Source organism: Gilvimarinus algae (genome assembly GCF_030518215.1).
Lineage (GTDB): Bacteria > Pseudomonadota > Gammaproteobacteria > Pseudomonadales > Cellvibrionaceae > Gilvimarinus > Gilvimarinus algae.
In genome coordinates this window covers 64939-91773 of record NZ_JAULRT010000031.1, presented here as the reverse complement: position 1 = coordinate 91773, position 26835 = coordinate 64939, and the positions used below count along the sequence as shown (strand labels likewise).

General features: G+C 54.9%; 32 protein-coding genes. 3 read left to right on the top strand and 29 right to left on the bottom strand.

All coding sequences use genetic code 11. The annotated features are described in order from the left end of the window. Positions 1-368: 368 nt before the first annotated feature. The 3 genes from QWI16_RS01125 to QWI16_RS01115 form a co-directional block, all read right to left on the bottom strand. A complete protein-coding gene (locus QWI16_RS01125; RefSeq protein WP_302710872.1) occupies positions 369-4274 on the bottom strand; it encodes an RHS repeat-associated core domain-containing protein in 3906 nt (1301 codons plus the stop codon). A gap of 1054 nt (positions 4275-5328) precedes the next feature. Beyond that, a complete protein-coding gene (gene ssb / locus QWI16_RS01120; protein ID WP_302710871.1) occupies positions 5329-5886 on the bottom strand; it encodes a single-stranded DNA-binding protein in 558 nt (185 codons plus the stop codon). A gap of 65 nt (positions 5887-5951) precedes the next feature. Then, entirely contained in the window at positions 5952-7310 is a 1359-nt protein-coding gene (locus QWI16_RS01115; protein ID WP_302710870.1) for an MFS transporter, read from the bottom strand. Between the two features lie 122 nt (positions 7311-7432). On the opposite strand from QWI16_RS01115, the gene uvrA reads away from it, so the two are divergent. From uvrA to QWI16_RS01100, 3 genes are all read left to right on the top strand, one after another. Then, positions 7433-10255: an excinuclease ABC subunit UvrA gene (uvrA, locus tag QWI16_RS01110; RefSeq protein WP_302710869.1), complete on the top strand. Its 2823-nt coding sequence runs from the start codon at positions 7433-7435 to the stop codon at positions 10253-10255. 318 nt (positions 10256-10573) lie between these two features. Beyond that, positions 10574-12802, top strand: coding sequence for an NADP-dependent isocitrate dehydrogenase (locus QWI16_RS01105; protein WP_302710868.1), 2229 nt, complete (start codon positions 10574-10576; stop codon positions 12800-12802). Positions 12803-12976: 174 nt separating this feature from the next. Next, the gene (locus tag QWI16_RS01100; RefSeq protein WP_302710867.1) at positions 12977-13948 is read left to right on the top strand and encodes a glutathione S-transferase family protein; all 972 of its coding nucleotides are present in this window, start codon (positions 12977-12979) and stop codon (positions 13946-13948) included. A 66-nt stretch (positions 13949-14014) separates the two neighbouring features. On the opposite strand, the gene rplQ is transcribed toward QWI16_RS01100, so the two are convergent. The 26 genes from rplQ to rplD form a co-directional block, all read right to left on the bottom strand. Then, positions 14015-14407, bottom strand: a complete 393-nt coding sequence (gene rplQ, locus QWI16_RS01095) for a 50S ribosomal protein L17 (protein ID WP_302710866.1) — start codon at positions 14405-14407, stop codon at positions 14015-14017. Positions 14408-14480: 73 nt separating this feature from the next. Then, entirely contained in the window at positions 14481-15470 is a 990-nt protein-coding gene (locus QWI16_RS01090; RefSeq protein WP_302710865.1) for a DNA-directed RNA polymerase subunit alpha, read from the bottom strand. Positions 15471-15496: 26 nt separating this feature from the next. Beyond that, positions 15497-16117 (bottom strand): 30S ribosomal protein S4, encoded by a 621-nt coding sequence (gene rpsD, locus QWI16_RS01085; protein WP_302710864.1) that lies wholly within the window; start codon positions 16115-16117, stop codon positions 15497-15499. Between the two features lie 12 nt (positions 16118-16129). After that, positions 16130-16525 carry a 30S ribosomal protein S11 gene (gene rpsK / locus QWI16_RS01080; protein ID WP_041522392.1) on the bottom strand — a complete coding sequence of 132 codons (396 nt, stop codon included), beginning with the start codon at positions 16523-16525 and terminating at the stop codon, positions 16130-16132. 55 nt (positions 16526-16580) lie between these two features. After that, on the bottom strand, positions 16581-16937 hold the full coding sequence (gene rpsM, locus QWI16_RS01075; RefSeq protein ID WP_302710863.1) for a 30S ribosomal protein S13: 357 nt from the start codon (positions 16935-16937) through the stop codon (positions 16581-16583). Positions 16938-17196: 259 nt separating this feature from the next. Then, positions 17197-17313, bottom strand: a complete 117-nt coding sequence (rpmJ, locus tag QWI16_RS01070; protein ID WP_020210089.1) for a 50S ribosomal protein L36 — start codon at positions 17311-17313, stop codon at positions 17197-17199. A 22-nt stretch (positions 17314-17335) separates the two neighbouring features. Next, positions 17336-18673, bottom strand: a complete 1338-nt coding sequence (secY, locus tag QWI16_RS01065; RefSeq protein WP_302710862.1) for a preprotein translocase subunit SecY — start codon at positions 18671-18673, stop codon at positions 17336-17338. Positions 18674-18682: 9 nt separating this feature from the next. After that, a complete protein-coding gene (rplO, locus tag QWI16_RS01060; protein WP_302710861.1) occupies positions 18683-19117 on the bottom strand; it encodes a 50S ribosomal protein L15 in 435 nt (144 codons plus the stop codon). A gap of 1 nt (position 19118) precedes the next feature. Continuing rightward, complete coding sequence (gene rpmD, locus QWI16_RS01055; RefSeq protein ID WP_302710860.1) at positions 19119-19304, bottom strand: 50S ribosomal protein L30; 186 nt, start codon at positions 19302-19304, stop codon at positions 19119-19121. Positions 19305-19341: 37 nt separating this feature from the next. Next, on the bottom strand, positions 19342-19851 hold the full coding sequence (rpsE, locus tag QWI16_RS01050) for a 30S ribosomal protein S5 (protein ID WP_302710859.1): 510 nt from the start codon (positions 19849-19851) through the stop codon (positions 19342-19344). Between the two features lie 10 nt (positions 19852-19861). Continuing rightward, positions 19862-20212 (bottom strand): 50S ribosomal protein L18, encoded by a 351-nt coding sequence (gene rplR, locus QWI16_RS01045; RefSeq protein ID WP_302710858.1) that lies wholly within the window; start codon positions 20210-20212, stop codon positions 19862-19864. A 13-nt stretch (positions 20213-20225) separates the two neighbouring features. After that, complete coding sequence (gene rplF, locus QWI16_RS01040) at positions 20226-20765, bottom strand: 50S ribosomal protein L6 (protein ID WP_302710857.1); 540 nt, start codon at positions 20763-20765, stop codon at positions 20226-20228. Between the two features lie 11 nt (positions 20766-20776). After that, a complete protein-coding gene (rpsH, locus tag QWI16_RS01035; protein ID WP_302710856.1) occupies positions 20777-21169 on the bottom strand; it encodes a 30S ribosomal protein S8 in 393 nt (130 codons plus the stop codon). Positions 21170-21199: 30 nt separating this feature from the next. After that, on the bottom strand, positions 21200-21505 hold the full coding sequence (gene rpsN, locus QWI16_RS01030; RefSeq protein ID WP_302710855.1) for a 30S ribosomal protein S14: 306 nt from the start codon (positions 21503-21505) through the stop codon (positions 21200-21202). A 10-nt stretch (positions 21506-21515) separates the two neighbouring features. Then, positions 21516-22055 (bottom strand): 50S ribosomal protein L5, encoded by a 540-nt coding sequence (gene rplE / locus QWI16_RS01025; protein ID WP_302710854.1) that lies wholly within the window; start codon positions 22053-22055, stop codon positions 21516-21518. A 5-nt stretch (positions 22056-22060) separates the two neighbouring features. Continuing rightward, entirely contained in the window at positions 22061-22375 is a 315-nt protein-coding gene (gene rplX, locus QWI16_RS01020; protein ID WP_302710853.1) for a 50S ribosomal protein L24, read from the bottom strand. 36 nt (positions 22376-22411) lie between these two features. After that, positions 22412-22780: a 50S ribosomal protein L14 gene (gene rplN / locus QWI16_RS01015; protein ID WP_020210100.1), complete on the bottom strand. Its 369-nt coding sequence runs from the start codon at positions 22778-22780 to the stop codon at positions 22412-22414. A 38-nt stretch (positions 22781-22818) separates the two neighbouring features. Further along, on the bottom strand, positions 22819-23085 hold the full coding sequence (gene rpsQ / locus QWI16_RS01010) for a 30S ribosomal protein S17 (RefSeq protein ID WP_253969125.1): 267 nt from the start codon (positions 23083-23085) through the stop codon (positions 22819-22821). A gap of 2 nt (positions 23086-23087) precedes the next feature. Further along, on the bottom strand, positions 23088-23279 hold the full coding sequence (rpmC, locus tag QWI16_RS01005; protein ID WP_302710851.1) for a 50S ribosomal protein L29: 192 nt from the start codon (positions 23277-23279) through the stop codon (positions 23088-23090). Then, the gene (gene rplP, locus QWI16_RS01000; protein ID WP_020210103.1) at positions 23279-23692 is read right to left on the bottom strand and encodes a 50S ribosomal protein L16; all 414 of its coding nucleotides are present in this window, start codon (positions 23690-23692) and stop codon (positions 23279-23281) included. The genes rpmC and rplP overlap by 1 nt, the downstream gene beginning before the upstream one ends. Positions 23693-23704: 12 nt before the next feature. Next, a complete protein-coding gene (gene rpsC, locus QWI16_RS00995; protein ID WP_302710850.1) occupies positions 23705-24385 on the bottom strand; it encodes a 30S ribosomal protein S3 in 681 nt (226 codons plus the stop codon). Between the two features lie 13 nt (positions 24386-24398). Then, positions 24399-24731, bottom strand: coding sequence for a 50S ribosomal protein L22 (rplV, locus tag QWI16_RS00990; protein WP_302710849.1), 333 nt, complete (start codon positions 24729-24731; stop codon positions 24399-24401). A gap of 25 nt (positions 24732-24756) precedes the next feature. Further along, positions 24757-25035, bottom strand: coding sequence for a 30S ribosomal protein S19 (gene rpsS / locus QWI16_RS00985; RefSeq protein WP_302710848.1), 279 nt, complete (start codon positions 25033-25035; stop codon positions 24757-24759). 33 nt (positions 25036-25068) lie between these two features. Further along, positions 25069-25896: a 50S ribosomal protein L2 gene (gene rplB, locus QWI16_RS00980; protein WP_302710847.1), complete on the bottom strand. Its 828-nt coding sequence runs from the start codon at positions 25894-25896 to the stop codon at positions 25069-25071. A 13-nt stretch (positions 25897-25909) separates the two neighbouring features. Continuing rightward, the gene (gene rplW / locus QWI16_RS00975) at positions 25910-26206 is read right to left on the bottom strand and encodes a 50S ribosomal protein L23 (protein WP_302710846.1); all 297 of its coding nucleotides are present in this window, start codon (positions 26204-26206) and stop codon (positions 25910-25912) included. After that, a complete protein-coding gene (gene rplD, locus QWI16_RS00970; RefSeq protein WP_302710845.1) occupies positions 26203-26817 on the bottom strand; it encodes a 50S ribosomal protein L4 in 615 nt (204 codons plus the stop codon). The genes rplW and rplD overlap by 4 nt, the downstream gene beginning before the upstream one ends. Positions 26818-26835: the final 18 nt, after the last annotated feature.

Here is a 26835-nt window from a genome sequence, read left to right as displayed (position 1 = left end):
TAACATGATGCAGATATTGCGGTACAACCAGTCTAGGCATCCTTGCCATAAGTATCTCCTGTCAAACTCTAGACATTAGGTACAGGGAAAACCTATAGTCCATAAATTCAATTAAGTAAACTGTCCCCGGAATTCTTATTTTGGAATTTCTGCATCTGACATCACTCATTCTGCGTGCGCTATTTTCTTGTTTCTTCTGATGTCCATGAATTCCAAGAGAGCAGAAACTAAAAGCCCTGCCAGCAAAATAATTATATGTAGAACCCGAGAATCAGGGCTCAATAAAAAGCCTACTGAAAGGAACCACAAAACACAATTAATCTGTATTAGCAGTCTAAACACCCTGTTCTCACTAAGAATCATCAGTATCAACACTCGCTACAAAATAATTTTTGAGTTTTATAGACCATGTAACAACCCGAAACCATTGACATATACTGTATATATACCATTGCTTTAGACGGGCCTAATGATGCATCGCATATGATTTGACAAGAAACGTGTCCACCATATTCATTACCTAAGCCCGAGCAGACGTAATCACAAGAACTGGAAAAATTGTCGCTCATTCGATCATAAAGATCTCGCGCAATTTTCAAACATAGCTCCAATCGATTTTTGGCCTTTTCTAAGCAGCTGGAAGAATACAGTCCCAAAATGTCAAATTTACTTAAAGGATTTCCCTCCACATACCCATAAGTATTAATCCCCCCTTCCAACCCAATCGGATCACTCTGCACATACCGTCCCAACCCCGGGTCATAATCCCGAAAGTAGTTATAGTACAACCCAGTCTCCTCATCAAAATACTGCCCCGGGAAACGGAACGGCTGCTCAACGATACTCACCGTTTCGGTCAATTCACCAAAGGGCGTGTAGTCCGCCTGCCACACAACCGTACCGCTGGCGTTGGTCAGCGCCTTGGACGTACCCAAGTGGTCGTTGTGGTAGAAGTAAGTCGCTTGTGTTGGGCTTTCTTGCAACAACGCTAATCGCTCGCCATTAACGTAAACGTATTCGCGCTGAACAACGCCCGCCCCATTGGCCGTAGCGATGATATTGCCCATTAAGTCGTAGACAAAATGGATGGTGTTGCCACCGGCGGCCTTGACCACCCGCTCGCCTTTGCCGTTGTGTTGGTACTCGGCAATCACGGCGCCGCTACGTTCGACTTTGGCCAAACGGTTGCGGGCGTTGTAAGTAAAGGTATCGCTACCGCGGGTGACGATGTTGCCCACGGCGTCGTAGGTCATGGACTCGGGATTGGCGCCGGTAATGCCGGTTAAGCGGTTGCTGGCCGGATCGTAGGCATAGGTATCGGTGGTGGCGCTGCCGGCTTCGGTTTTACTTAGCCGGTTGCCCACCGGGTCATAGGTGTAATCAAAGTCCCCGTACAAGCCGGTTGCGTCGGTTAGGCGGTCGAGCGCATCGTAATCAAAGCTCTGCGAACGGCTGATATCGAGCAGGTTATCCCACTGAATGATATTGCCCACCGGGTCATACCCGTAGCTATAGTCAATCACCGGGGTGGTTTGCACGTCGGTTAAGCGATACTCCAAATCAAACGCGCCGCTCACCACCAAGCCGTTACCGAGGGTCCAGCCCGTGGACGGGCCAAACGGCAAATAGGCAATGCCGGTGGCTAAGCTGCTGGTGTTGCTACCGGAGGTAAGCGTCACATCACTGACATCACCTGTGGCACTAAAGCTGTAATCCACCACCTTGCCCGATGGGTAGGTCATGCTCTGCAATTGGTTATCGGCGTTGTAGCTGTAACCCACTGTGTAGATGTTGCCGCTGGTCACCTGGGTTTGGCTGACCACATTGCCCCAGGCGTCGTAGCTGTAGGTGGTGTAGCCGGTTGCGTCATCAATGCGGGTTAAACGGCCGATACCATTGGTGCCCTGATCGTAGGTGTAGCTCACATCCAGCGAGGGGTCGCTGGGGTAATGCACCTGCGTTAAACGATTGAGCGCATCGTAGCTGTACTCGGTGCGAATGCCGCGCGCATCCACTTGCGCGGTGCGGTTACCGGCCGCGTCGTATTCGTAGGTGGTGGTGCCGGTATCGGGGCTGGTGAGCTGGGTTACTTCGCCAAAGCCGTTGTAGATATAGGCCGTGGCGTGATTATTGGGGTCGGTGACACTGGTGAGGTTGTTCTGAGTGTCATAGCTAAATTCCGTTTCCTGTTGCGCAGGGTCAATTTGCTTGAGCAAGCGCCCCAGGGGGTCATATTCCATAGTGGAAGTTCGGTTAAGCGCATCCTCCTGCACGGTCGTTCGGCCTTCAGCGTCATAGCTGAACTCGTCAGCCCCATTGCCGCCTCGGATGGTCTGTTTTAGACGCCCCAGATTGTTGTACACCTGAGTCACCGCATTTTTAAGTACGCCGGCTGCATCCTTAATATCGGTTTGGGTTTGATTGCCCATTAAATCCAACGTGTACTCAATGCGATTGCCGGCATCGTCCTCAATGGCGGTCAGGCGCTGAGCGGCATCGTATTCATAGTGCAGAGTTACACCAGTGGAGCGCTCTACACTTTGCAACTTACCATTGGCGAGGTAGGTGTAGAGGGTGGTCTTGCCGGCGGTGGTCGCGCTGGTGAGCCAGCCACGGGGCGAGTAAACCAGTTGGGTGCTGACGCCATTGGCATCGGTAATAGACAGCGCGCGGCCGTGGGCATCGTAGTTGGCAAAGACGGTGGTGTGCCCTAGTGCGTTGGTCACCGTGGCCAGGTTACCCTGGGCGTCATAGGTGTAGGTGGCAGTGTCGTTAACGCTGGTGCGCGGACCATCTTCCGTCAGCACCTGCCCCCGGCTGTTATAGGTCCAGGTGGTGGTACGCTGCAGCATCGTCTGTTTGTCCTTTACCGCCTGGGTCAGGCGATTACCGTTGGCATCGTAGGTGTAGGTGGTCAACCGCTGCGCCTCATCCACAGTCAGCGGCTTGCGCCAGCCGATGTGCCAGGTGGTTGTGGTTGTGCGCTCTTCAGGCGTGCCCCAGGCCTCGATTTTCTGGGTTTGCAGCCCTTCGCTGTTGTAGGTAAAACGCGTGACCACGCCCGCCGCATCGATTTTCTCCTGCAGGTAACCGTTGCTGTCGTACTGGTACTGGGTGGTACCCACACTGCAGTCAGGACAGGGCTGTACGGTTTTTTCCAGCGGCTTGTAGCTGCCATTGAGCACAGCAAATGTATAGTCGACTTCAGAGAAATCCGAGGCCGAACGGTAGGTGCGCACGGAGCGCGAGACCTCACCGGGCGTCTCATCATTATAATTTATAGTCACCTTTTCCGCACTGCCAGCGTGCTCGGACAAGGTGGCCCGCTTCTTCTCATCATAGGCCCAGAAGGCGTAGTGGGTGCCGGTTTCGTCCTGAATGCTGCTGAGGCGCTTATCGCCATCGTCGAACACCTGATAGCTGTATTCGCGATAACCGCCACCGGGAAGATTCACGCGCGTCAGGTAGCCGTCCGGATCATACTGGTAGCTGTACACCTGGCCCGCCGGGTCGGTCATCTGTACCGGCACAGGTTCGCCCGCCGGCCCCAGGTCATCATAGATCAGGCGCAGACTGCGACCTGCGTCGTCGGTCATCACCCGCTCATCATGGCTGGGGTAAGTGTAGGTGACAGTTCGATCATTGCGGTCGGTTTTGTTCGTTAACACTCCCGCACTGTCAAAGTGGTAAGCCGTGCCACCCGCACTGGTATAAATGCTGCCACCACTGGTGGTGGTGAGATGGCCGGCGGCGGGGCGCTGCGACTGCCCATTGAGGAACAAGCGGGTAATCCCGCGACCATTAAGGAAAGCCATCACGCCCTGGCCATAGTCAATCAAACGAGGCGCATCCGAGAGCCAACCGTGAGTTTTCTCTTCGGGCTTGATCACCTCAATCACCTCCACATTGTTCGGAATGGGTAGTGTGTAGGCACGAGTTTTGGTTTCGCCGCTCTTCTTGTAGGTGAGATTAAAGTTCAGCTGGCCATCGGCGGATTGGTACAGCGCCTCGGTCTGTTTTTTCTGGCCGGTGGCACAACTGACAGGATTGCCCACCCAAGGCACATCAATGGGCTCACCGCTGCCCTCGCAGTCCTCGCCCTGGATTTCCTGGCCACAACGCAAGCCCTGATTATTCGGGTCTGAGATTTTTAGAATGGCGCCCGTACTGGGGTCTTGGGTGGTACCGGCGTTATAGACAGGCTCTCGGTCTTCACATTTACCGTCGATAAAGTTTTGATCACAACGGCATTTAACATAGAGAATATCTGTCATCCTCCTGCTTTTACAAGAGGCCGTCAGCCGAGCGTTTGAGTCATAGGCAGAACTGTTTCGGTATCCACGAGGGCATTGATGTACATCGAACTGAAAAACAGAATTGTCGTCGTGTGTGGATTGCTTGGGCCCGTATGTGATAGTTGAAGAGGGTTGATAACCGCACCAAGTAAAACCACTACCGCTTGGGTCCCCCCACCCATGTCGCAGCCAAGTTATCAACAGCCTGTACGATTTTGAGTAAGCTTTCTCATAGGGCACGCCAAATAGTGGGGCCCCACTCAGGAGAAGGTTAAGTCCACCCAACCCCGACTCTTCAGAGACGCCATTCTCACTAATCACCTCGGGCAGTTGACAGCTGTAGGATCCAAGGCTGTCGTGATGATAAGCTAAGCGTATAGCATAAGCCTCTTCTTTATCGAAAACGTATTGGCTCATGGAGCGGTAAAAAGTCCCAACAGGCGTTCCCTCAGCGCCTTTTGATTCGGTTTTATAATAGGAACGACCGGATGAGACTGTACTGAAGTCATACTCCAGATTTTCCCTCGCGAAGCTATCGTACTCATCTTCTCCCCCTTTGGCCGCGCGCATGGCAGCCTCGGCAGCTTCCAGCGTTGTATAACCCACACCATTGTAAGTATAGGTTTGAGCCACAATGGGGCCAGACGCCAACAGCAGGCTGGCTAGCAGCAAATAGTGCAGTGAAAAACGGCGAAATAGGCGGGGGGATATCATCACTAACTCCCTGTGTTAAGTGTGAAAAACTACCAATATCAATGTGTACAAGATTTTTATTAAAACGCCAGCGAAAATCAAGCCTCGGCAAATAAATTATTTTTTCACCTCTGCGGCCTCTGGCACAAATCAGTCTTGTACAAACAGGCGAGCTTAACGCCCAGAACGGCGATGGCTTTGGTGTCGCCTACAGTGAACAGGCAAATTCCAGGAGCAGTTTACTTAATTCCAAACAACCAACCCCTTCCCCTCGCCCAGACAAAAAAGGCCACACCCTAAGCGCAGCCTTTTCCTCTAAACCGATACTAATGCCCATTCATCAAAACGGAATATCATCATCAAAACTGTCAAACCCACCGGCGGGCTGTTGGGGTTGCGCCGGGGCCTGTTGCGCCGGGGCCTGTTGCGGTGGACGGTTTTGTTGTGGTGCCTGCTGCGCGGCGGGTTGCTCGTAGCCGCCGTAGTTTTGTTGGCCACCGCCGTAGTTCTGACCGCCACCATAATTATCCTGGCCGCTATAGCCGCCGCCCTCGCCGCCGCGTGAGTCGAGCATTTGCATTTCGTTGGCAACGATTTCTGTGGTGTAGCGATCCTGGCCGTCTTGGCCCTGCCATTTGCGAGTACGCAGGGAGCCCTCGATGTACACCTTGGAGCCTTTGCGCAGGTATTCACCGGCAATTTCGGCCAGGCGGTTAAAGAACACCACCCGGTGCCACTCGGTGCGCTCTTGCGGCTGGCCGGTTTGCTTGTCTTTCCACTGCTCGGAGGTGGCGACGCTGATGTTGGTGACGGCGCCACCGGAGGGCATGTATTTGGTGTCCGGGTCCTGCCCCAGATTGCCTACCAGTATTACCTTATTGACGCCACGCGATGCCATACTTTTCTCCCGAATGTCTCTTTTACTGTGTCAGGGGCCAGCTTACACCAGCCTCCCGGTTCATGCTATTGCTGCAACAGCTGGTTGATTTCAGCCCGGTTGACCCGGCTGGCGTCCACCTTGAGGTAGACCATGTCTTCGGCGGGGACGATCAGCACCTCGGCCACCCCCTCGATCCCGGCCAAGCGCTGCTCCACTTGTTCTGGGTCACGCCCCCCCAGGGGGAAAAGCAGGCTGGCAAGGTACCTGGGCGGTACCATGGCACGCGCCAGACCCCACCAGAGCGCCACCACCAAAGCGCAAAGGCCCAGCACCGCCGCGGCGCCACCGGCTTGATACAAGATCCCGCCGCTGGCACCACCGCAAAAAGCGCCGAGAAACTGGGCGGTGGAGTAAATACCGGTTGCCGTGCCCTTGGCGCCGGCTGGCGCCAGCTTGCTCACCAGTGAGGGCAGCGTCGCCTCCAGCAGGTTAAACGCCATAAAAAACGCAAACAGCCCGGCCAGCCACCAAGCGAGCCCCTCTGGCACCAGCATCAACCAGAGCAAAGCCGCGGCCAAGAGGCCAATGGCCAGCAGAAACACTGGTTTCATTTTGCGGCGCTTCTCGGCAATGATGATCAGCGGCAGCATGGCTATAAATGAGCCGGCCAATATCGGCAAATACACCAGCCAGTGGTGCGAAGGCGCAATCGCCAGGGGCCCACCGAGCACCAGCGGCACCACCACAAAGCTCGCCATGAGGACAAAATGCAGGGCAAAGATACCCGCATCCAGGCGCAACAACTCGCGGTTGCGCAGGGTCTGCCAGAGCAACTGCGGTACAGCGCCGGACTCGCGCCGCCGCTTTTTACTGGGTGCGACCGTCGGCACCCGGTAGAGAATCACGTAAATGCCCACCAAGCCGAGCCCGGCGGTGACCCAAAAAATCAGGCTGACGCCACCCAGGCCGGCCAGGGCCGGGCCCAGTACCAAGGCCACGGCAAAAGACACGCCGATCGAGGCACCGATGCTGGCCATGGCTTTGGTGCGGTTTTCGTCAGCGGTCAGGTCGGTGACCAGAGCCATAACAGCGCTGGCAATAGCGCCGCCGCCCTGTAGCAAGCGGCCGATAATCAGCCCCCAGATGGAGTCGGCCAGCGCCGCGATCACCGAGCCGGCAATAAAAATCAGCAGCCCCGCGACAATCACCGGTTTGCGGCCGATTTTATCGGACAGCACGCCAAAGGGTATTTGCAGCAGTGCTTGCGAGCAGCCATAGGCGCCCAGCGCCAACCCCAGCAGGGCCGCACTGGCGCCGGTGTACTGAGCGCCATAGAGGCTCAGCACCGGCAGCACCATAAACAGGCCCAGCATGCGAAAGGCGTAGAGCGAAGCGAGCGCCGTGACGATACGGCGTTCAAACGGTGGAGCACTGGAAGCCACGAAAAGACCTTTACCGCGCAAAAGAGCGAAATTCTACCAGAGAATGGCCTGGGCTGCGGCGCTCTGTCCTTACACCAATTTGCCGTATAATGGCCGGTTTTGAACGTCCCACAGGTGACATCTTGGATACCATTTACGTACGCGGCGCGCGCACCCACAACCTCAAGAACATCGACCTAGACATCCCCCGGGACAAACTGGTGGTGATTACCGGTCTGTCGGGTTCAGGCAAGTCCTCGCTCGCCTTCGACACCCTCTATGCCGAGGGCCAGCGGCGCTATGTGGAGTCGCTGTCGACTTACGCGCGGCAGTTTTTGTCCATGATGGAAAAGCCGGACGTCGACCATGTGGAGGGTCTGAGCCCGGCCATCTCCATCGAACAAAAGTCCACCTCGCACAACCCGCGCTCCACCGTGGGGACGATTACCGAAATTTACGACTACCTGCGCCTTTTGTTTGCCCGAGTGGGCGAGCCGCGCTGCCCCGAGCACAACGCGCCGCTGGCAGCACAGACCGTCAGCCAGATGGTGGACACGGTGCTGGCCCTGCCGGAAGGGACCAAGCTGATGCTGCTCGCGCCAGTGGTGCGCGACCGAAAAGGTGAGCACTTACACACCCTGGAGCAACTGAAACGCGAGGGCTTTATCCGCGCGCGCATTGACGGCCTGCTGGTGGACCTGGACGACGCCCCCAAGCTGGATAAAAAGAAAAAGCACAACATCGATGTGGTGGTGGACCGCTTTAAAGTACGCGACGACCTGCAAATTCGCCTGGCCGAATCCTTTGAGACCGCCCTTAACCTCGCCGACGGCATTGCCGGCATCAGCTTTATGGACAACGAGGCCGAGGACCAGATGTTCTCCGCCAAGCACGCCTGCCCGGTGTGCGACTACAGCCTGAGCGAGCTGGAGCCGCGGTTGTTTTCCTTCAACAACCCCGCCGGCGCCTGCCCCACCTGCGACGGCCTGGGCGTGAAGCAGTTTTTTGACGAGAGCAAAGTGGTGCTCTTCCCCGAGGCCTCACTCTCACAAGGCGCGATTCGGGGCTGGGACAAGCGCAACATCTATTACTTTCATATGCTCAGCTCCATTGCCGAGCACTACCACTTTGATGTGGACACCCCCTGGCACACCCTGAAAAAAGCCCACCAGCAGGTGATTTTGCACGGCTCGGGCAATGAGTCCATCAACTTTCAATACGTGAATGAGCGCGGCGATGTTATCCAGCGCAACCACACCTTTGAGGGGGTCATCCCCAACCTCGAACGCCGCTATCGCGATACCGAGTCGTCCATGGTGCGCGAGGAGCTGGCGAAGTTTCTCTCCACCCAGCCCTGCCCATCCTGCGCCGGCACCCGCCTGCGCCGCGAGGCGCGCCATGTGTTTGTGGACGAGAAAACCCTGCCCGAAATCGCCAATATGCCGGTGGGCGACGCCTATGAGTACTTTCATGCGCTGGGCTTTACCGGCGCCAAAGCCGGCATTGCCGACAAAATCCTCAAGGAGCTGCGCGACCGCTTTCGGTTTTTGGTGGATGTGGGGCTTAACTACCTGACCTTGAGCCGCAGCGCCGACACTCTGTCGGGCGGTGAGGCCCAGCGTATTCGCCTGGCCAGTCAAATCGGTGCTGGCCTTGTGGGGGTTATGTACATTCTCGATGAGCCCTCCATTGGCCTGCATCAGCGCGACAACGAGCGCCTGCTGGGCACTCTCACCCACCTGCGGGACTTGGGCAACACCGTGATTGTCGTTGAGCACGACGAAGACGCTATTCGCCTGGCCGACCACGTTATCGACATAGGTCCGGGCGCCGGCGTGCACGGCGGTCAGGTGATTGCCGAGGGCACCGTCAAAGACATTATGGCCAACGAACACTCGCTCACGGGCCAGTACCTCTCGGGCGGCAAGAAGATTGCCGTGCCCGCCAAGCGCCACCCAGTGGACCCGAAAAAAATGCTGCGCCTGAGCGGCGCGCGGGGCAACAACCTGCAAAAGGTCGATCTGGCGCTGCCCCTTGGTCTAATGACTTGCGTGACCGGGGTGTCCGGCTCGGGCAAGTCGACGCTGATTAACGCGACCCTCTACCCGGTGGCCGCCACAGAGCTCAACGGCGCCACCACCCTCAAGCCGGCCCCGTTTGACAGCATTGAAGGCATGGACCAGCTGGACAAATGCGTGGACATCGACCAGAGCCCCATCGGGCGCACACCGCGCTCCAACCCGGCCACCTACACCGGCATTTTTACCCCCGTGCGGGATCTGTTTGCCGGTACCCCCGAGGCGCGCTCGCGCGGCTACAAACCCGGGCGTTTTAGCTTTAACGTCAAGGGCGGGCGCTGCGAGGCCTGCCAGGGCGACGGTGTGACCAAAGTCGAAATGCACTTTTTGCCCGACGTGTATGTGCCCTGCGATGTCTGCAAAGGCAAGCGCTACAACCGTGAAACACTCGAAGTGAAGTACAAGGGCAAAAACATACACGAGGTGCTGGAACTGACCATCGAGGAGGGCCGGGAATTCTTCGATGCCATACCGGCCATCGCCAGAAAACTGCAAACCCTGATGGACGTGGGTTTGTCGTACATTCGCCTGGGGCAGGCGGCCACCACCCTCTCTGGCGGCGAGGCGCAGCGCGTCAAGCTCGCCAAGGAACTGTCCAAACGCGATACCGGCAAAACCCTGTACATTCTCGACGAGCCCACCACCGGCCTGCACTTTGCCGATATTCAGCTGCTGCTGGATGTTCTGCACCGTCTGCGCGATCACGGCAACACCATCGTGGTGATTGAGCACAACCTGGATGTAATTAAAACCGCCGATTATCTCGTTGACCTCGGCCCCGAGGGCGGCAGTGGCGGCGGCCAGATCATCGCCACCGGCACCCCGGAAGAGGTGGCGGCCAATAAGCACTCCTACACCGGTCAGTTTCTCAAGACCATGCTCAGCTAGCGAGATTTGAGCCACCGGCTCAAGTCGCGTAGGGCCGCTGCCTGCCGCGTCGCACTGTGCTGGCCGGCCACGCAGCGGCTGGGGCTGGCCGTTGACACGCGGGCCTTTGCCAGTGCGAAGCCCGCCCCTTGCTGCTATAATGCCGCCTCCTCCAATGCAGAGGCTTGTTGTCGTATTGGTTGGCTGCCACAAGCGGCCAATTCAGGATGATCAGCCGGCGCGGGAAGGCGCAATCTCTGTGCCCGCAACCTGTTGGTTCGACCTGCCCGGTGTCATCCGGCCTCTGAAGATACCCTCTTTACAACCACAGGTAGAAGAATGGCTACATCAGATTCCAAGATTATCTACACCAAGACCGACGAAGCTCCGGCACTGGCCACCCAGTCGCTCCTCCCGATTATCGAGGCCTTTACCAAAGTGTCAGGCATTGGAGTTGAGCTGAAAGACATTTCCCTGGCAGGCCGTATCATTTCCCAGTTCCCCGAATACCTGACCGAGGAGCAGCGCCAGAGCGATGCGCTGGCCGAGCTGGGCGAGCTGGCGAAGCAACCCGAAGCCAATATCATCAAGCTGCCAAACATCAGCGCCTCGATTCCGCAGCTTAAGGCCGCCATCAAGGAGCTGCAGGACAAGGGCTACAAGCTGCCCGACTACCCGGCCGAGCCGAAAACCGACGAAGAAAAAACCATCGCCGCGCGCTACGACAAAGTCAAAGGCTCTGCGGTTAACCCGGTGCTGCGCGAGGGCAACTCCGACCGCCGCGCCCCGCCTTCGGTGAAAGAGTACGCCCGCAAAAACCCGCATTCCATGGGCGCCTGGTCGAAAGACTCGAAATCCCATGTGGCACACATGAGCGAGGGCGATTTCTTCGGCAGCGAAAAATCCATTACCTTGCCGGCAGCGACCACCGCCAAAATTGAGTTTGAAACCGCCGACGGCAGCAAGCACATCCTCAAGGGCGGCCTCGCCCTTCAGGCCGGCGAGATTGTCGACGCCGCAGTGATGAGTGCGAAATCCCTGCGCAGCTTCCTCGCCCAGGCCATCAAAGACGCCAAGGACGAAGGTGTGCTGTTTTCGCTGCATATGAAAGCCACCATGATGAAAGTCTCAGACCCGATCATCTTCGGCCACGCGGTCAGCGTGTTCTTTAGCGAGCTGTTTGAGAAATACAGCGCCGAGTTCAAAGAACTGGGCGTGGACCCCACTTATGGCTTTGCCGATGTGCTCGCCAATATTCAAAAGTTGCCAGCGGACAAGCGCGCAGCCATTGAAGCTGACATTAAATCCGCCTACGAAGCCGGCCCTGCAATGGCCATGGTCAACTCCGACAAAGGCATCACCAACCTGCACGTGCCCAACGATGTGATTATCGATGCGTCCATGCCCGCAGCGATTCGCTCTTCCGGCCAGATGTGGGGCCCGGATGGCAAGCTGCACGACACTAAGTACACTATCCCCGACCGCTGCTACGCCGGTGTCTATCAGGAGACCATCGCCTTCTGTAAAGAGAACGGTGCCTTCGACCCCACCACCATGGGCAGCGTGCCAAACGTGGGCCTGATGGCGCAAAAGGCCGAAGAGTACGGCTCGCACGACAAGACCTTTGAGATGAGTGCGGCCGGTACCGTGCGTATTGTCGACGCCGATGGCAAAGTACTGCTGGAGCAGAGCGTTGAGCAAGGCGATATTTTCCGCGCCTGCCAAGTGAAAGATGCTCCCATCAAAGATTGGGTAAAACTGGCCGTGAATCGCGCCCGCGCCACTGGCAGCCCGGCAGTGTTCTGGCTGGACAAGGCCCGCGCGCACGACGCCGAACTGATCAAAAAGGTCGAGGCGTATCTGCCCGAGCACGATACCGAAGGCCTGGACATTCGTACTCTGTCGCCGGTGGAGGCCACTCGCCTGTCGCTGCAACGCGCCAAAGACGGTGAAGACACCATCTCGGTAACCGGCAACGTGCTGCGCGACTACCTGACCGACCTTTTCCCCATCCTCGAGCTGGGCACCAGCGCCAAGATGCTCTCGATTGTGCCGCTGATGAACGGTGGCGGTCTGTTTGAAACCGGCGCCGGCGGCTCTGCCCCCAAGCACGTCGAGCAGTTCACCGACGAGGGTCACCTGCGCTGGGACTCCCTGGGTGAATTCCTGGCACTGGCGGCCTCGCTGGAGCACTACAGTCAGGTGACCGGTAACACCAAGGCCAGTGTCTTGGGCTCTGCCCTGGATAAGGCAACCGGCAAATTCCTGGATGAGAACAAGTCACCCAGCCGCAAGGTGGGCGAAATCGATAATCGCGGCAGCCACTTCTACCTGGCACTCTACTGGGCCGAAGCCCTCGCCAGCCAGAGCGACGATGCCGAGCTGGCCGAGCGCTTTGCCAAAGTCGCCAGCGATATGGCGAGCAACGAAAGCAAGATCATGGATGAGCTCAATGGCGCTCAAGGCAAACCCGTCGACATCGGTGGCTACTACCAGACCGACGACGCCAAGACCTCTGCGGCCATGCGCGCCAGTGCGACCCTTAACGCCATTGTCGACTCGCTCTGAGCGAAGCCACTGGCCCAAAGGCTAGCAACTCAAAAAGCCGGAGCTTGACTCCGGCTTTTTTGTGGCCGACAGATCGGTTTTTTCAATCATTTACCCACAAGAGCGCCGGTGTTTCTGCCTGCTCAGATTCGCTAAGGTAGGAAACGATGAAGCCAACAACACACAGGAGCAGTTATGGGTCTTTTGGTGGACGGACAGTGGAAAGACAAGTGGTATGACACCTCGGGAACCGGCGGCAAATTTGTCCGCGAGCAATCTCAGTTTCGCAATTGGATAACAGCCGATGGCAGTGCCGGCCCCAGCGGAGAAGCTGGCTTTAAGGCCGAAAAAGGGCGCTATCACCTGTACGTGTCTTACGCTTGCCCCTGGGCGCACCGCGCGCTGATTTTCCGGGCGTTAAAAGGTCTTGAAGACTGGATAGACGTATCGGTCGTTAACCCGCTGATGTTGGAAAATGGCTGGACCTTTGAACCGGACGACAAGGTGGTTCAAGATCCCATCCATGGGGCCGATTTTCTGCACCAGGTGTACACCGCCGACTCACCCGAGTTTACCGGTCGGGTGACGGTACCCGTCCTCTGGGACAAGCAAAGTGGGCGGATTGTGAATAATGAATCGGCCGATATTATCCGCATGCTGAACAGCGCCTTTGATGGCCTTGGTGCCCGCGACGGCGACTATTACCCACAGGCCTTGCGTCAGGAGATTGATACTGTAAACGACCGGGTTTACCACACAGTCAACAACGGCGTCTACAAATCGGGATTTGCCACCACCCAAGAGGCCTACAGCGAAGCCGTTCAGACCTTGTTTGAGTCGCTTGAGTGGCTGGAGGAGATTCTCTCTCGTCAGCGCTATTTAACCGGTGAAAGGGTGACGGAGGCAGACTGGCGACTCTTTACCACCTTGATACGATTTGATGCCGTGTACCACGGTCACTTCAAATGTAATCTAAAGCGCATTACCGACTTACCAAACCTGTGGGCTTATACCCGAGAGCTCTACCAGTGGCCAGGCGTGAAAGAAACGGTTCATTTCGATCACATTAAGCAACACTATTACCGCAGTCACACCATGATCAACCCGACTGCCATTGTACCTGACGGCCCAATTCTGGCGCTGGATACGCCCCACGGCAGAGAGTAAAGCTTACCCCACAAACACAAAAAGCCGGCAAGCCGGCTTTTTGTGTTTTGAAGAGAAAAACCGGTTTTACTCGGTTTCTGCCTCTTCAGCAACGGCATTAGCCGGACGATCCACCAGCTCAACATATGCCATGGTGGCATTGTCGCCGGCACGCAGACCGCACTTCAAAATGCGCAGGTAGCCACCCGGGCGAGACTCGTAACGCGGACCCAACTCGGCGAACAGCTTGCCGACTGCTTTTGGGTTACGCAGACGAGCGAACGCCAAACGGCGGTTTGCAACGCTGTCTTTCTTGGCCAAAGTGATCAAAGGCTCGGCGAAACGACGCAGCTCTTTGGCTTTTGGCAAAGTAGTTTTAATCAGTTCATGCTCAACCAGAGACGCGGTCATGTTGCGAAACATGGCTTTGCGATGCGAACTGTTACGATTCAGTTGACGGCCACTATGACGATGACGCATGACGCTAAATCCTTCACTTATGATTGCTTCACAGCAATCGCGTTAACCCGCGCCACGCGCGGGACTGTATGAATTAGTCTTCGTTGCGCAGGCTGGCCGGGGGCCAGTTTTCCAAACGCATACCGAGTGACAGACCGCGCGAGGCGAGTACGTCTTTAATCTCGGTCAGAGACTTTTTACCCAAGTTCGGTGTCTTCAGCAGCTCCACTTCTGTACGCTGAATCAGATCACCGATGTAGTAGATGTTTTCCGCTTTCAGGCAGTTGGCTGAACGAACAGTCAACTCCAGATCATCCACCGGACGCAACAGAACAGGATCAATGGCCTCTTCTTTCTCTTCCGGCTGAGACTGCTTTTCGCCTTCCAGATCAACAAACACGGCCAACTGCTGCTGCAGGATGGTCGCGGCGCGACGGATAGCCTCTTCCGGATCGATGGTACCGTTGGTCTCCAGATCCAAAATCAGCTTGTCCAGGTCGGTGCGCTGTTCAACACGAGCGCTATCGACACTGTAGGCTACTCGACGTACCGGGCTGAACGAAGCGTCCAACTGCAGACGACCAATCGCACGGCTTTCGTCTTCTTCTTGACGACGGGCATCAGCGGGCTGATAACCGCGGCCACGAGAAACGGTCAAACGCATGCTCAGGGTGGTGTCACCAGTGATGTTGGCAATCACGTGATCGGGGTTTTTAATCTCGATGTCGTGATCGACCTGAATATCGCCAGCAGTGACCACACCCGGACCTTTTTTGGTCAGAGTCAGAACCGCCTGATCCTTGCCGTGCATTACAACGGCTACGCCTTTGAGGTTGAGGAGGATTTCAATCACATCCTCGCGAACACCCTCGATATCGCTATACTCGTGCAATACACCATCGATCTCGGCCTCGATAATGGCACAACCGGCCATTGAAGAGAGCAGGATACGACGCAGCGCATTGCCCAAAGTATGTCCGAAGCCGCGCTCGAGCGGCTCCAGCACGACTTTTGCGTGAGTCGGGCTGTTTTCGGTTACGTCGATATGACGTGGAGTCAAAAATTCGTTTACTGCAGTCTGCATAGCCACACCTGTTAACGGTTAATCCCTTACTTGGAGTAAAGCTCTACGATAAGGTTTTCGTTGATTTCAGCCGGCAAGTCGCTGCGATCGGGAACGCGCTTGAAAGTGCCTTCCTTCTTCTCAGCGTTAACTTCAACCCACTCCACATCCGCGCGCTGACCAGAAAGGTTCAGAGCGTTTTGAATACGGAGCTGGTTTTTCGCCTTGTCACGAACTGCAACAACATCACCTTCTGCTACCTGGAAAGATGCAATGTTGACGGTTTTGCCGTTAACAGCAATTGCCTTGTGAGATACCAGCTGGCGCGCTTCAGAGCGAGTCGAGCCGAAGCCCATGCGGTAAACCACGTTATCCAAACGGCACTCAAGCAGCTTCAACAGGTTTTCACCGGTTGCGCCCTTACGACGGGCAGCTTCTTTGTAGTAACCGCGGAATTGCTTTTCCAGTACACCGTAGGTGCGACGTACTTTTTGCTTCTCACGCAACTGAACACCGTAGTCCGACAGGCGGCCGCGACGCTGGCCGTGCTGACCGGGAGCGGTTTCCAGTTTGCATTTTGAGTCCAGCGCGCGAGCACCACTTTTCAGAAAAAGGTCGGTACCTTCGCGACGGGACAGCTTACAAGTTGGTCCAATATAACGTGCCATTAGTTTGCCCCCTTACACTCGACGTTTTTTCGGCGGACGACAGCCGTTGTGTGGAATCGGCGTCACGTCTGTAATGTTGGTAATCTTGTAGCCAACATTGTTCAGGGCGCGAACGGCAGACTCACGGCCCGGTCCCGGACCTTTAACTTCTACGTCAAGGTTCTTCAGGCCGTACTCTTTAGCGGCTTCACCGGCACGCTCTGCCGCAACCTGGGCGGCAAAAGGGGTGCTCTTACGAGAACCGCGGAAACCTGAGCCACCTGAGGTTGCCCAGGTCAGGGTGTTACCCTGGCGGTCAGTGATCGTTACGATCGTGTTGTTAAAAGAGGCGTGGATGTGTGCTACACCGTCCGCTACCTGCTTTTTAACTTTTTTCTTGGTCGTGGCTTTATTACCTGGCTTGGCCATAGCAATCTCTTCCTAACTGTTGTTACCGTACTTTGAATGTGGGCGTAAGCGTCTATTACTTCTTGATAGGCTTACGCGGACCTTTGCGGGTACGAGCGTTAGTCTTAGTACGCTGACCGTTGACAGGCAGGCTGCGGCGGTGGCGCAGGCCACGGTAGCATCCCAAGTCCATCAGACGTTTAATGTTCATAGACACAACACGACGCAGGTCACCCTCAACGGTAAACTTACCTACCTCATTACGAAGCTGGTCAACCTGCTCTTCTGACAGAGAGCCGATTTTCGCATCTTCAGCAATGCCGGTAGCAGCGCAGATCTGCTTGGCAGTAGTCCGGCCTACCCCGTAGATATAAGTCAGGGATATAACCGCGTGTTTGTGGTCTGGTATGTTTACACCAGCAATACGGGCCATTCAAATTACTCCAGTAACTCTAAAATTGCAGCGTTGACGTGGTATTCACACCACCCCTGACGCACATGATAAAAAGGCGCGCAAGGATAGCGATAAATCCACAAAAAAGCAATAGCCTGACGATTTCTCGCCAGACGACAGTCAACGCCCCCTAGGTGCAAGCCAGCTGAGAATGAGTCTCTGTGTTCAGCTGGCGAAAAAGGTGGCACATAATGCCACCTCTTTCGGCCGATAGGCGGCAAGCCGCCCACCGTCTTGCTTAGCCTTGACGCTGCTTATGACGCGGCTCGGCGTTGCAGATTACCCGCAGAACACCGTTGCGACGTACCATTTTGCAGTTCCGGCAAATCTTTTTAACAGAAGCACGAACTTTCATGATCCTACCCTTAAAACTCGGGTTAGCGAGCGTTGCCGCTGCCGTACCCCTTCAAGTTTGACTTCTTCATCAGTGATTCATACTGATGCGACATCAAGTGAGCCTGTACCTGGGACATAAAGTCCATTACCACCACTACCACAATGAGTAGCGAGGTACCGCCCAGGTAAAATGGCACGTTAAAGGCCACTACCAGGAACTGCGGCATCAGACAAACTACCGACATATAGATAGCGCCAATCACCGTAAGACGGGTCAAAACACTATCGATATACTTGGCCGACTGCTCACCGGGACGAATCCCCGGAATATAAGCACCTGATTTTTTCAGGTTATCCGCCACTTCTTTCGGGTTAAACATCAACGCCGTATAGAAGAAGCAGAAAAAGGCAATCAGGCCGGTGAACAAAATAATGTTCAGAGGCTGGCCCGGGCCAATAGCCAGAGCAAAATCCTGCAGGAAGCTGCTGACCGGGCCATCGCCACCCTCGCCGAACCACTGCGCAATAGACGCTGGGAACAGCAAGATCGAGCTGGCAAAAATCGCCGGAATCACACCCGCCATATTGATCTTCAGTGGCAGGTGGCTCGTCTGGGCCGCGTAGGCCTGACGGCCCTGCTGGCGCTTGGCGTAGTTCACCGTAATACGGCGCTGGCCACGCTCAATCCGGACAATCGCCCAGATAACCGCCAAAGCCACAACACCGATGATCAGCAACATCAGAATGTGCAAATCACCCTGGCGCGCACTTTCAAAGGCCGCACCAATGGCCGTCGGAAAGCCGGCAACGATACCCGCGAAAATCAGCATGGAAATACCATTACCGATACCGCGCTCGGTGACCTGCTCACCCAGCCACATCATAAACACAGCGCCGGTGACCAGAGACACAACAGCGATAAAGTAAAACGCTATTGTCGGCTCCCCACCGTAGGCAAAGCCAGAAAAGCTGACCGCCATCGCCATGGCCTGAACTGTAGCCAAAATGACCGTGCCATAACGGGTGTACTGGTTAATCTTGCGACGACCAGCGTCTCCCTCTTTTTTCAGCTGCTCCAGTGACGGCGTCACTGCGGTCATCAACTGCATGATGATCGAGGCCGAAATGTACGGAAAGATCCCCAGCGCCAGAATACTCATACGCTCAAGGGCACCGCCCGAGAACATATTAAACAGGCCAAGCACCGTTCCCTGATTCTGATTAAACAGATCAGCAACCCGATCCGGGTCAAGCCCAGGTACCGGAATGTGGGTACCGATTCGGTAAACCACTATTGCCAAAAACAGAAAACGAAGGCGAGCCCAGAGCTCGCCCAATCCTTTTTGATTTGCTAACGGCAGATTACCGGGAGTTGCCATTGGCACCTCTTACTCTTCGACTTTACCGCCCGCCGCTTCAATGGCAGCTTTGGCGCCTTTAGTCACAGCCACACCTTTGACTGTAACGGCTTTGGTCACTTCACCAGAGGCAAAGATCTTCGCACGCTTGATGTGCGAACCGATCACGTCGGCTTGCTTCAAGGTTTCCAGATCAATCACTTCGGCATCAACCTTGTTCAGCTCGCTCAAGCGAACTTCGGCAGTTACCCGGCCAATGCGTGAGCTGAAGCCGTACTTCGGCAGACGCTTCTGCAAGGGCATCTGACCGCCCTCGAAACCCGGCTTAACTGTACCGCCTGAACGGGACTTCAAACCTTTGTGACCACGACCGGCGGTTTTACCCAGGCCGCTACCAATACCACGGCCAACACGCTTTTTGCTATGGGTGCTGCCGGGAGCGGGACTCAGCGTATTAAGACGCATGTTACTCTCCCTCTACCTTGATCAGATAGTTCACTTTGTTAATCATGCCACGCACGGAAGGAGTATCCTCCACTTCCACGCTGTGACCGATGCGACGCAGTCCCAAACCAGTAACACAAGCCTGATGGTTTTTCAGTCGGCCTGCGGTACTCTTGATCTGAGTCACTTTAATCATTTTCTTAGCCATGCTCGTATACCGCTTTCCAGAAATCGGGCAGTGCCGATTAGTTCAGAATATCTTCTACGCTCTTACCACGCTTGGCGGCAACAGACTCAGGAGAAGCCATTTCTTTTAGCGCTTTAAAAGTAGCGCGAACCACGTTAATCGGGTTGGTAGAACCGTAGCACTTGGCCAAAACGTTCTGTACACCGGCAATTTCCAACACAGAGCGCATTGCACCACCGGCAATAACACCTGTACCAGGAGAAGCCGGCTGCATATACACTTTAGAGGCGCCGTGGCGACCCTTGGTGGCGTACTGCAGTGTATCACCGTTCAGATCAACAGTGATCATGTTACGGCGTGCTGCTTCCATTGCTTTTTGAATCGCAACAGGCACTTCACGCGCTTTACCGCGGCCGAAACCTACTTTGCCGTTACCGTCGCCAACTACGGTGAGGGCGGTGAAGGCAAAGATACGACCACCTTTAACAGTCTTGGCAACACGATTGACTTGTACCAGTTTCTCCTGGAAGCCTTCGTTGTTACCGTCTTCTTTCTTAGTAAAAGCCATGTCTTTACCCTTAGAATTCCAGTCCAGCTTCACGCGCGGCATCAGCCAATGCCTTTACGCGACCGTGATATTTGAACCCACTGCGGTCAAAGGCAACCTGAGTAACACCAGCGGCTTTGGCTCGCTCTGCGATCAAAGCGCCTACGGCTTTGGCAGCCTCAGCATTACCGGTGGCACTGCTGCGCAGTGATTTGTCCAGTGTTGACGCGCTCGCCAAAACGCTCGCACCATCCTGGTCAATAATTTGTGCATAAATATGACGTGGCGTGCGGTGAACGGTCAGGCGGTTAACGCCCAACTGACGGATCTTGGCACGGGCACGGCGTGCACGGCGAAGACGAGATTGCTTCTTATCGCTCATAACCTAGCCCCTACTACTTCTTCTTAGCTTCTTTACGACGTACATTTTCGTCAGCGAAGCGTACACCTTTACCCTTATAAGGCTCTGGCGGACGAAGCGCGCGGATCTCCGCGGCCACCTGACCGAGCAACTGCTTATCAGCGCTCTTAAGTACGATATCGGTCTGGCTCGGAGTTTCCACTGTGACACCTTCTGGAACGGTGTAATCCACAGGGTTAGAGAAACCCAAAGACAGGTTTACAGTATTACCTGCAGCTTTAGCACGGTAACCAACGCCGACCAACTGGAGCTTTTTCTCAAAGCCATCAGTAACGCCAACCAGCATGTTACCCACCAGAGCACGCATAGTGCCCGCCAAAGCGATAGATTCCTGCTTGGCACCACCGTCACGGGCAGAAAAGCGCAGGACATTGTCCTCTTGCTTAACTTCTACCGCATCGTGAACGGTCAGAGCCAATGTGCCTTTGCTGCCTTTTAAGCTAAGTTCTTGCCCTTTAAGGGTGACATTAACAGCAGCTGGCACTTCAACCGGACTGTTTGCAACTCGTGACATGATTCTTCCCGTTAGAATACTGTGCAGAGGACTTCACCACCAACGCCCTGGGCGCGTGCGGCACGATCAGTCATGACACCTTTACTGGTCGAAACGATGGCAACTCCGAGGCCGTTACGAACACTCGGCAGCTCGGTCTTACCAGCGTAGTTACGCAAACCAGGACGACTAACGCGGTCGAGCTCCGCGATAACTGGTTTACCTTCAAAATACTTCAGCTCAATAGTCAGCTCGGCTTTAGAGCCTTCGCTTACTGAGTAACCTTTGATGTAGCCTTCTTCTTGCAGCACTTTGGCAACGTTCGCCTTGAGCTTAGAGGACGGCATGGTCACGTCAGTCTTACCAACTTGCAGCGCATTACGAATGCGGGTCAGCATATCTGCCAACGGATCTTGCATACTCATCTGAACCTGCTCCTATATGTGGGCCCGAGCTTACCAGCTCGCCTTAACCAGACCCGGGACATCACCACGCATCGCCGCTTCACGCAGCTTGTGGCGGCAAAGACCAAACTTACGATAAACACCGTGCGGACGGCCAGTTACACGGCAGCGGTTGCGCTGGCGTGCAGGGCTTGCGTCACGAGGCAGTTTCTGCAACTTGGTTTGCGCTTCCCACACTTGCTCTTCAGATGAAGCAGGGCTGGAAATAATCGCTTTCAGTTCAGCGCGCTTGGCAGCGTACTTCTGAGCCAGAAGTGCGCGTTTTGCTTCGCGTGCGATCATAGATTTTTTAGCCATGTCTCTACCCTTAGCCTTTGAACGGGAAGTTGAACGCTTTCAACAAAGCGCGACCTTCTTCGTCTGTACGTGCTGAAGTGGTGATACAGATATCCAGACCACGGAGCTTGTCGACTTTATCGTAGTCGATTTCCGGGAAAATGATCTGCTCACTCACACCCATAGAGAAGTTACCACGTCCATCAAACTGCTTCGGGCTGATGCCACGGAAGTCGCGGATACGAGGAATAGAGATCGAAATCAGACGATCCAAAAACTCGTACATGCGATCTTGACGCAGAGTCACCTTACAACCGATCGGCCAACCGTCACGGATCTTAAAGCCGGCAATAGATTTGCGCGCTTTGGTAACCACAACTTTCTGACCAGCGATCTTTTCCAGGTCACCGACAGCGTTCTCGAGCACCTTCTTATCGCCCACAGCTTCACCCACACCCATGTTAATGGTGATCTTGGTGATGCGCGGCACTTCCATTACATTCGCCAGACCCAACTCTTCTTTCAGTTTGGGAGCGATATCTTTGCTGTATACTTCTTTAAGCCTAGCCATGTCACTTACGCCCCTACGGCTTCGCCACTGGATTTGAAGACGCGAACTTTCTTATCGCCCTCAACCTTGAAGCCAACACGATCAGCTTTTCCAGTAGCCGCGTTGTAGATAGCGACGTTGGAAACATGAATAGCGGCTTCTTTCTCAACAATGCCACCAGGCACGCCCATTTGCGGGTTCGGCTTCTGGTGCTTCTTGACGATATTGATACCTGCGACGATCACTTTGTCATTGGCCAAAATGCGAGTCACTTTGCCCCGCTTGCCTTTGTCGCGACCGGCGATAACAATCACTTCGTCATCACGTTTAATCTTGCGCATTTGTCTGCCCTCGACTCTCCAACTCTGCCGAAGTGCTTAAAGCACTTCTGGTGCCAGAGAAATGATTTTCATAAATTTCTCGCCACGCAACTCACGAGTTACGGGTCCGAAAATACGCGTACCAACTGGAGCATCCTGGTTATTCAGCAGCACAGCAGCGTTGTCGTCGAACTTGATCAATGAACCGTCCTGACGACGTACACCGCGCTTGGTACGTACCACTACCGCCTTCATCACCTGGCCTTTTTTCACCTTACCGCGAGGAATAGCTTCCTTTACGGTAACTTTGATGATGTCACCCACGGCTGCGTAACGACGGTGGGAGCCGCCAAGCACTTTGATGCACTGCACGCGACGAGCGCCGCTGTTGTCAGCTACATCTAAGTAGGATTCTGTTTGAATCATCGTCCGTCTCCGAAACTAATCTATGTCGCACGAAATCGTTAGATTTCAGTTGCGCGCTCTTCAATTTTCACCAAAGCCCATGACTTGCTTTTCGACAGCGGACGTGACTCAGCGATGGTCACGGTATCGCCCATCTTGGACTCGTTGTTTTCGTCATGCGCTTTCAGCTTGGATGACTTACTCACGTACTTGCCGTAAATCGGGTGCTTAACGCGACGCTCGATCAAGACTGTGATGGTCTTATCCATCTTGTCGCTGACCACTTTACCAGTCAGTGTACGAGCCAGTTGTTCTGTCTGAGCCATCGTTAATTACCTGCCTTTTGTCTAAGCGCCGTTTTGATGCGAGCAATATCTTTACGAGTCTGCGACAACAAGTGAGTCTGGTTCAACTGACCAGTAGACGCCTGCATACGCAGCTTGAACTGCTCTTTCAGCTGGGCAAGCAACTCGTTGTTCAGCTCTTCAACGGACTTTTCCCGGAGTTCTGAAGCTTTCATCACATCACCGAACGTTTAACGAATGTTGTAGTAATAGGCAACTTTGCCGCGGCCAGAGCAAAGGCTTCACGAGCCAGCTCTTCGCTTACGCCGTCCATTTCATACAGGACTTTGCCAGGGCAAATTTGTGCCACCCAGTATTCGACGTTACCCTTACCTTTACCCTGACGAACTTCCAGAGGCTTTTCGGTAATTGGTTTGTCCGGGAATACTCGGATCCAAATTTTTCCGCCACGCTTAATGTGACGAGTCATAGCACGACGGGCCGCTTCGATCTGACGTGCTGTAATACGACCGCGACCAGTCGCTTTCAATCCAAAGTCGCCAAAGCTAACTTTGGAGCCGCGATGGGCCAAACCGCGGTTGCGGCCTTTCTGTTGCTTGCGAAACTTCGTACGCTTCGGTTGCAGCATCTTGCGTACCCCTTACTTAGACTTTGAGCCTTTTTTCTTAGACGCAGCTTCGGTGGTTTCAACATCACCGATGATCTCGCCTTTGAAAATCCAAACTTTCACGCCAATGATACCGTAGGTAGTTGACGCCTCTGCGGTGTTGTAGTCGATGTCCGCACGCAGGGTATGCAGCGGTACACGACCTTCGCGGTACCATTCGGTACGGGCGATCTCGGCACCACCGAGACGGCCGCCCACCTGAATCTTGATGCCTTCAGCACCCTGACGCATGGCGTTTTGTACGGCGCGCTTCATGGCACGACGGAACATAACGCGACGCTCGAGCTGCTGAGCAACACCCTGGGCAACCAGAGCCGCATCCAGATCAGGCTTGCGAATTTCTTCAATGTTGATGTGAACAGGCACGCCCATTTTCTGGCTTACTTCAGCGCGCAGGCGATCCACATCTTCACCTTTCTTACCGATCACAATACCCGGACGGGCCGTGTGAATGGTAATGCGAGCGGTGTTGGCCGGACGCTCAATATCAACGCGGCTAACAGATGCATTCGCCAGTTTGTCCTGAATGTACTTGCGTACTTCCAGGTCGTTGTTCAGCTTGTCTGCGTACTCATCACTGCCAGCATACCAAGTAGAGGTATGGCTTTTGACAATACCCAGACGAATACCTGTCGGATGTACTTTCTGACCCATAACGCCTACTCTCTTACTGATCGGCTACTTTTACAGTGATATGACAAGTGCGCTTGATAATGCGGTCAGCACGACCCTTAGCGCGCGGCATAATGCGTTTCATGCTCATGCCTTCGTCTACAAAAATCGTAGACACTTTCAGCTCGTCAATATCAGCACCTTCATTATGCTCGGCGTTTGCAATTGCAGACTCGAGCACCTTCTTAATAATCGCAGCGCCCTTCTTCGGACTAAAAGTCAGAGTATCAAGAGCTTCTTCAACGCCTTTACCGCGAATCTGGTTTGCCACCAAACGCGCTTTTTGCGCCGACAGTCGAGCACCGCGTAATTTTGCTGCTACTTCCATCGTTTAACCTCGTAGGCACTAGCGCTTAGCGCTTTTTAGCTTTCTTGTCAGCAGCGTGACCGCGATAAGTACGGCTTGCTGCGAACTCGCCCAATTTGTGCCCAACCATCTCTTCGTTGATCAGGACCGGCACATGTTGACGCCCGTTGTGTACCGCCAGAGTCAAGCCAACCATCTCCGGAAGAATCATGGAGCGGCGAGACCAGGTTTTGATCGGGCGGCGATCATTTTTTTCGATCGCTGCTTCGACCTTCTTAATCAGGTGAAGATCGATAAAAGGACCTTTCTTCAGTGAACGTGGCACTGTTGCTTCCTCTTTTGGTTGTTAGGTCGTCAATTAGCGCTTGTCGCGACGACGAACAATCATCTTGTCGGTACGCTTGTTCTTGCGCGTTTTGTAACCCTTAGTCGGAGTACCCCAGGGTGAAATCGGATGACGGCCACCAGAGGTACGACCTTCACCACCACCGTGCGGGTGATCAACCGGGTTCATGGCAACACCGCGAACAGTCGGGCGTACACCACGCCAGCGCGTTGCACCAGCTTTACCCAGCGAGCGCAAGCTGTGCTCACTGTTAGATACTTCACCCAGCGTTGCACGACACTCGGTCAATACACGGCGGGTTTCACCGCTGCGCAGACGCAAAGTGGCATAGACACCGTCGCGAGCAACCAGCTGAGCAGAAGTACCGGCAGAACGGGCAATTTGCGCACCCTTACCAGGCTTAAGCTCTACACAGTGAATAACGCTACCCACCGGGATGTTACGCAGCGGTAGAGCATTACCCGCCTTAATAGCGGCCGCGTCACCAGACTCAACTTTGTCGCCCGCCTTCAGACCTTTCGGCGCGATGATGTAGCGACGCTCACCGTCGGCATAACACACCAGAGCGATGTAAGCAGTACGGTTAGGATCGTACTCGATACGCTCTACGGTTGCGGCAATACCATCTTTGTTGCGACGAAAGTCGATCAGACGATAGTGCTGCTTGTGACCACCACCAATGTGACGAGTGGTGATGCGACCGGCGTTGTTACGACCACCAGTACGCGACTGCTTTTCCAACAGGGGCGCGTAGGGCGCACCTTTGTGCAAGTCCGGATTAACGACGCTTACTACAAAGCGGCGACCGGGCGAGGTTGGTTTACGTTTTACAATAGCCATTGCAACAATCCCCTTACTCAGCTACCGCAAAGTCGATATCTTGACCTTGCTCGAGGCGCACGTAGGCTTTTTTCCAGTCACTGCGCTTGCCGAGACCGAAGCGCGTACGCTTGGTTTTGCCTTTCACATTCAGAATACGCACCTGCTCAACTTTTGCGTCGAACAGCGCCTGAACGGCGGCCTTCACTTCCAATTTGGTAGCATCGGCGGCAACTTTAAACACCACCTGATTACCAGTTTCGCCAGCGGCAGCTGCCTTTTCGGAAACCACCGGGCCTAACAAGATTTTATAGATGCGCTCTTGATTCATCCCAGGATCTCCTCGAATTTCTTCATCGCAGGCACAGTCACTACCACCTTGTCAAAGCGAATCAGGCTAACCGGATCAACACCAGCGGCATCGCGTACGTCGACCTTGTGCAGGTTGCGCGACGCCAGGTACAGACCTTCGCTGACCTCTTCGGTCACAATCAGCGCTTCAGACAGGCCGTACTGACCCAGCTTTTGCACCAGCGCTTTGGTTTTCGGAGCTTCAACATCAAACTCCTCAACAACCACCAGGCGCTCCTGACGATTCAACTCTGACAGAATGCAACGCAGTGCAGCGCGGTACATTTTCTTGTTCAGCTTTTGCTCGAAGTTGCGAGGCTTGGCCGCAAAAGTAACACCACCGCTGCGCCAGATCGGGCTGCGGATAGTACCGGCACGCGCACGGCCAGTACCCTTTTGACGCCAGGGCTTCTTACCGCCACCAGAAACTTCTGAACGGGTTTTCTGGGCCTTGGTACCCTGACGGCTGCCAGCCATATAGGCGACAACGGCCTGATGAACCAGGTCCTGATTAAACTCTTTACCGAAGGCTACCTCAGATACTTTCAAGGTACCGTTGGCGCCGCCGGGAGTAACAATATTTAATTCCATGGTCGATTCCCCTCGGAC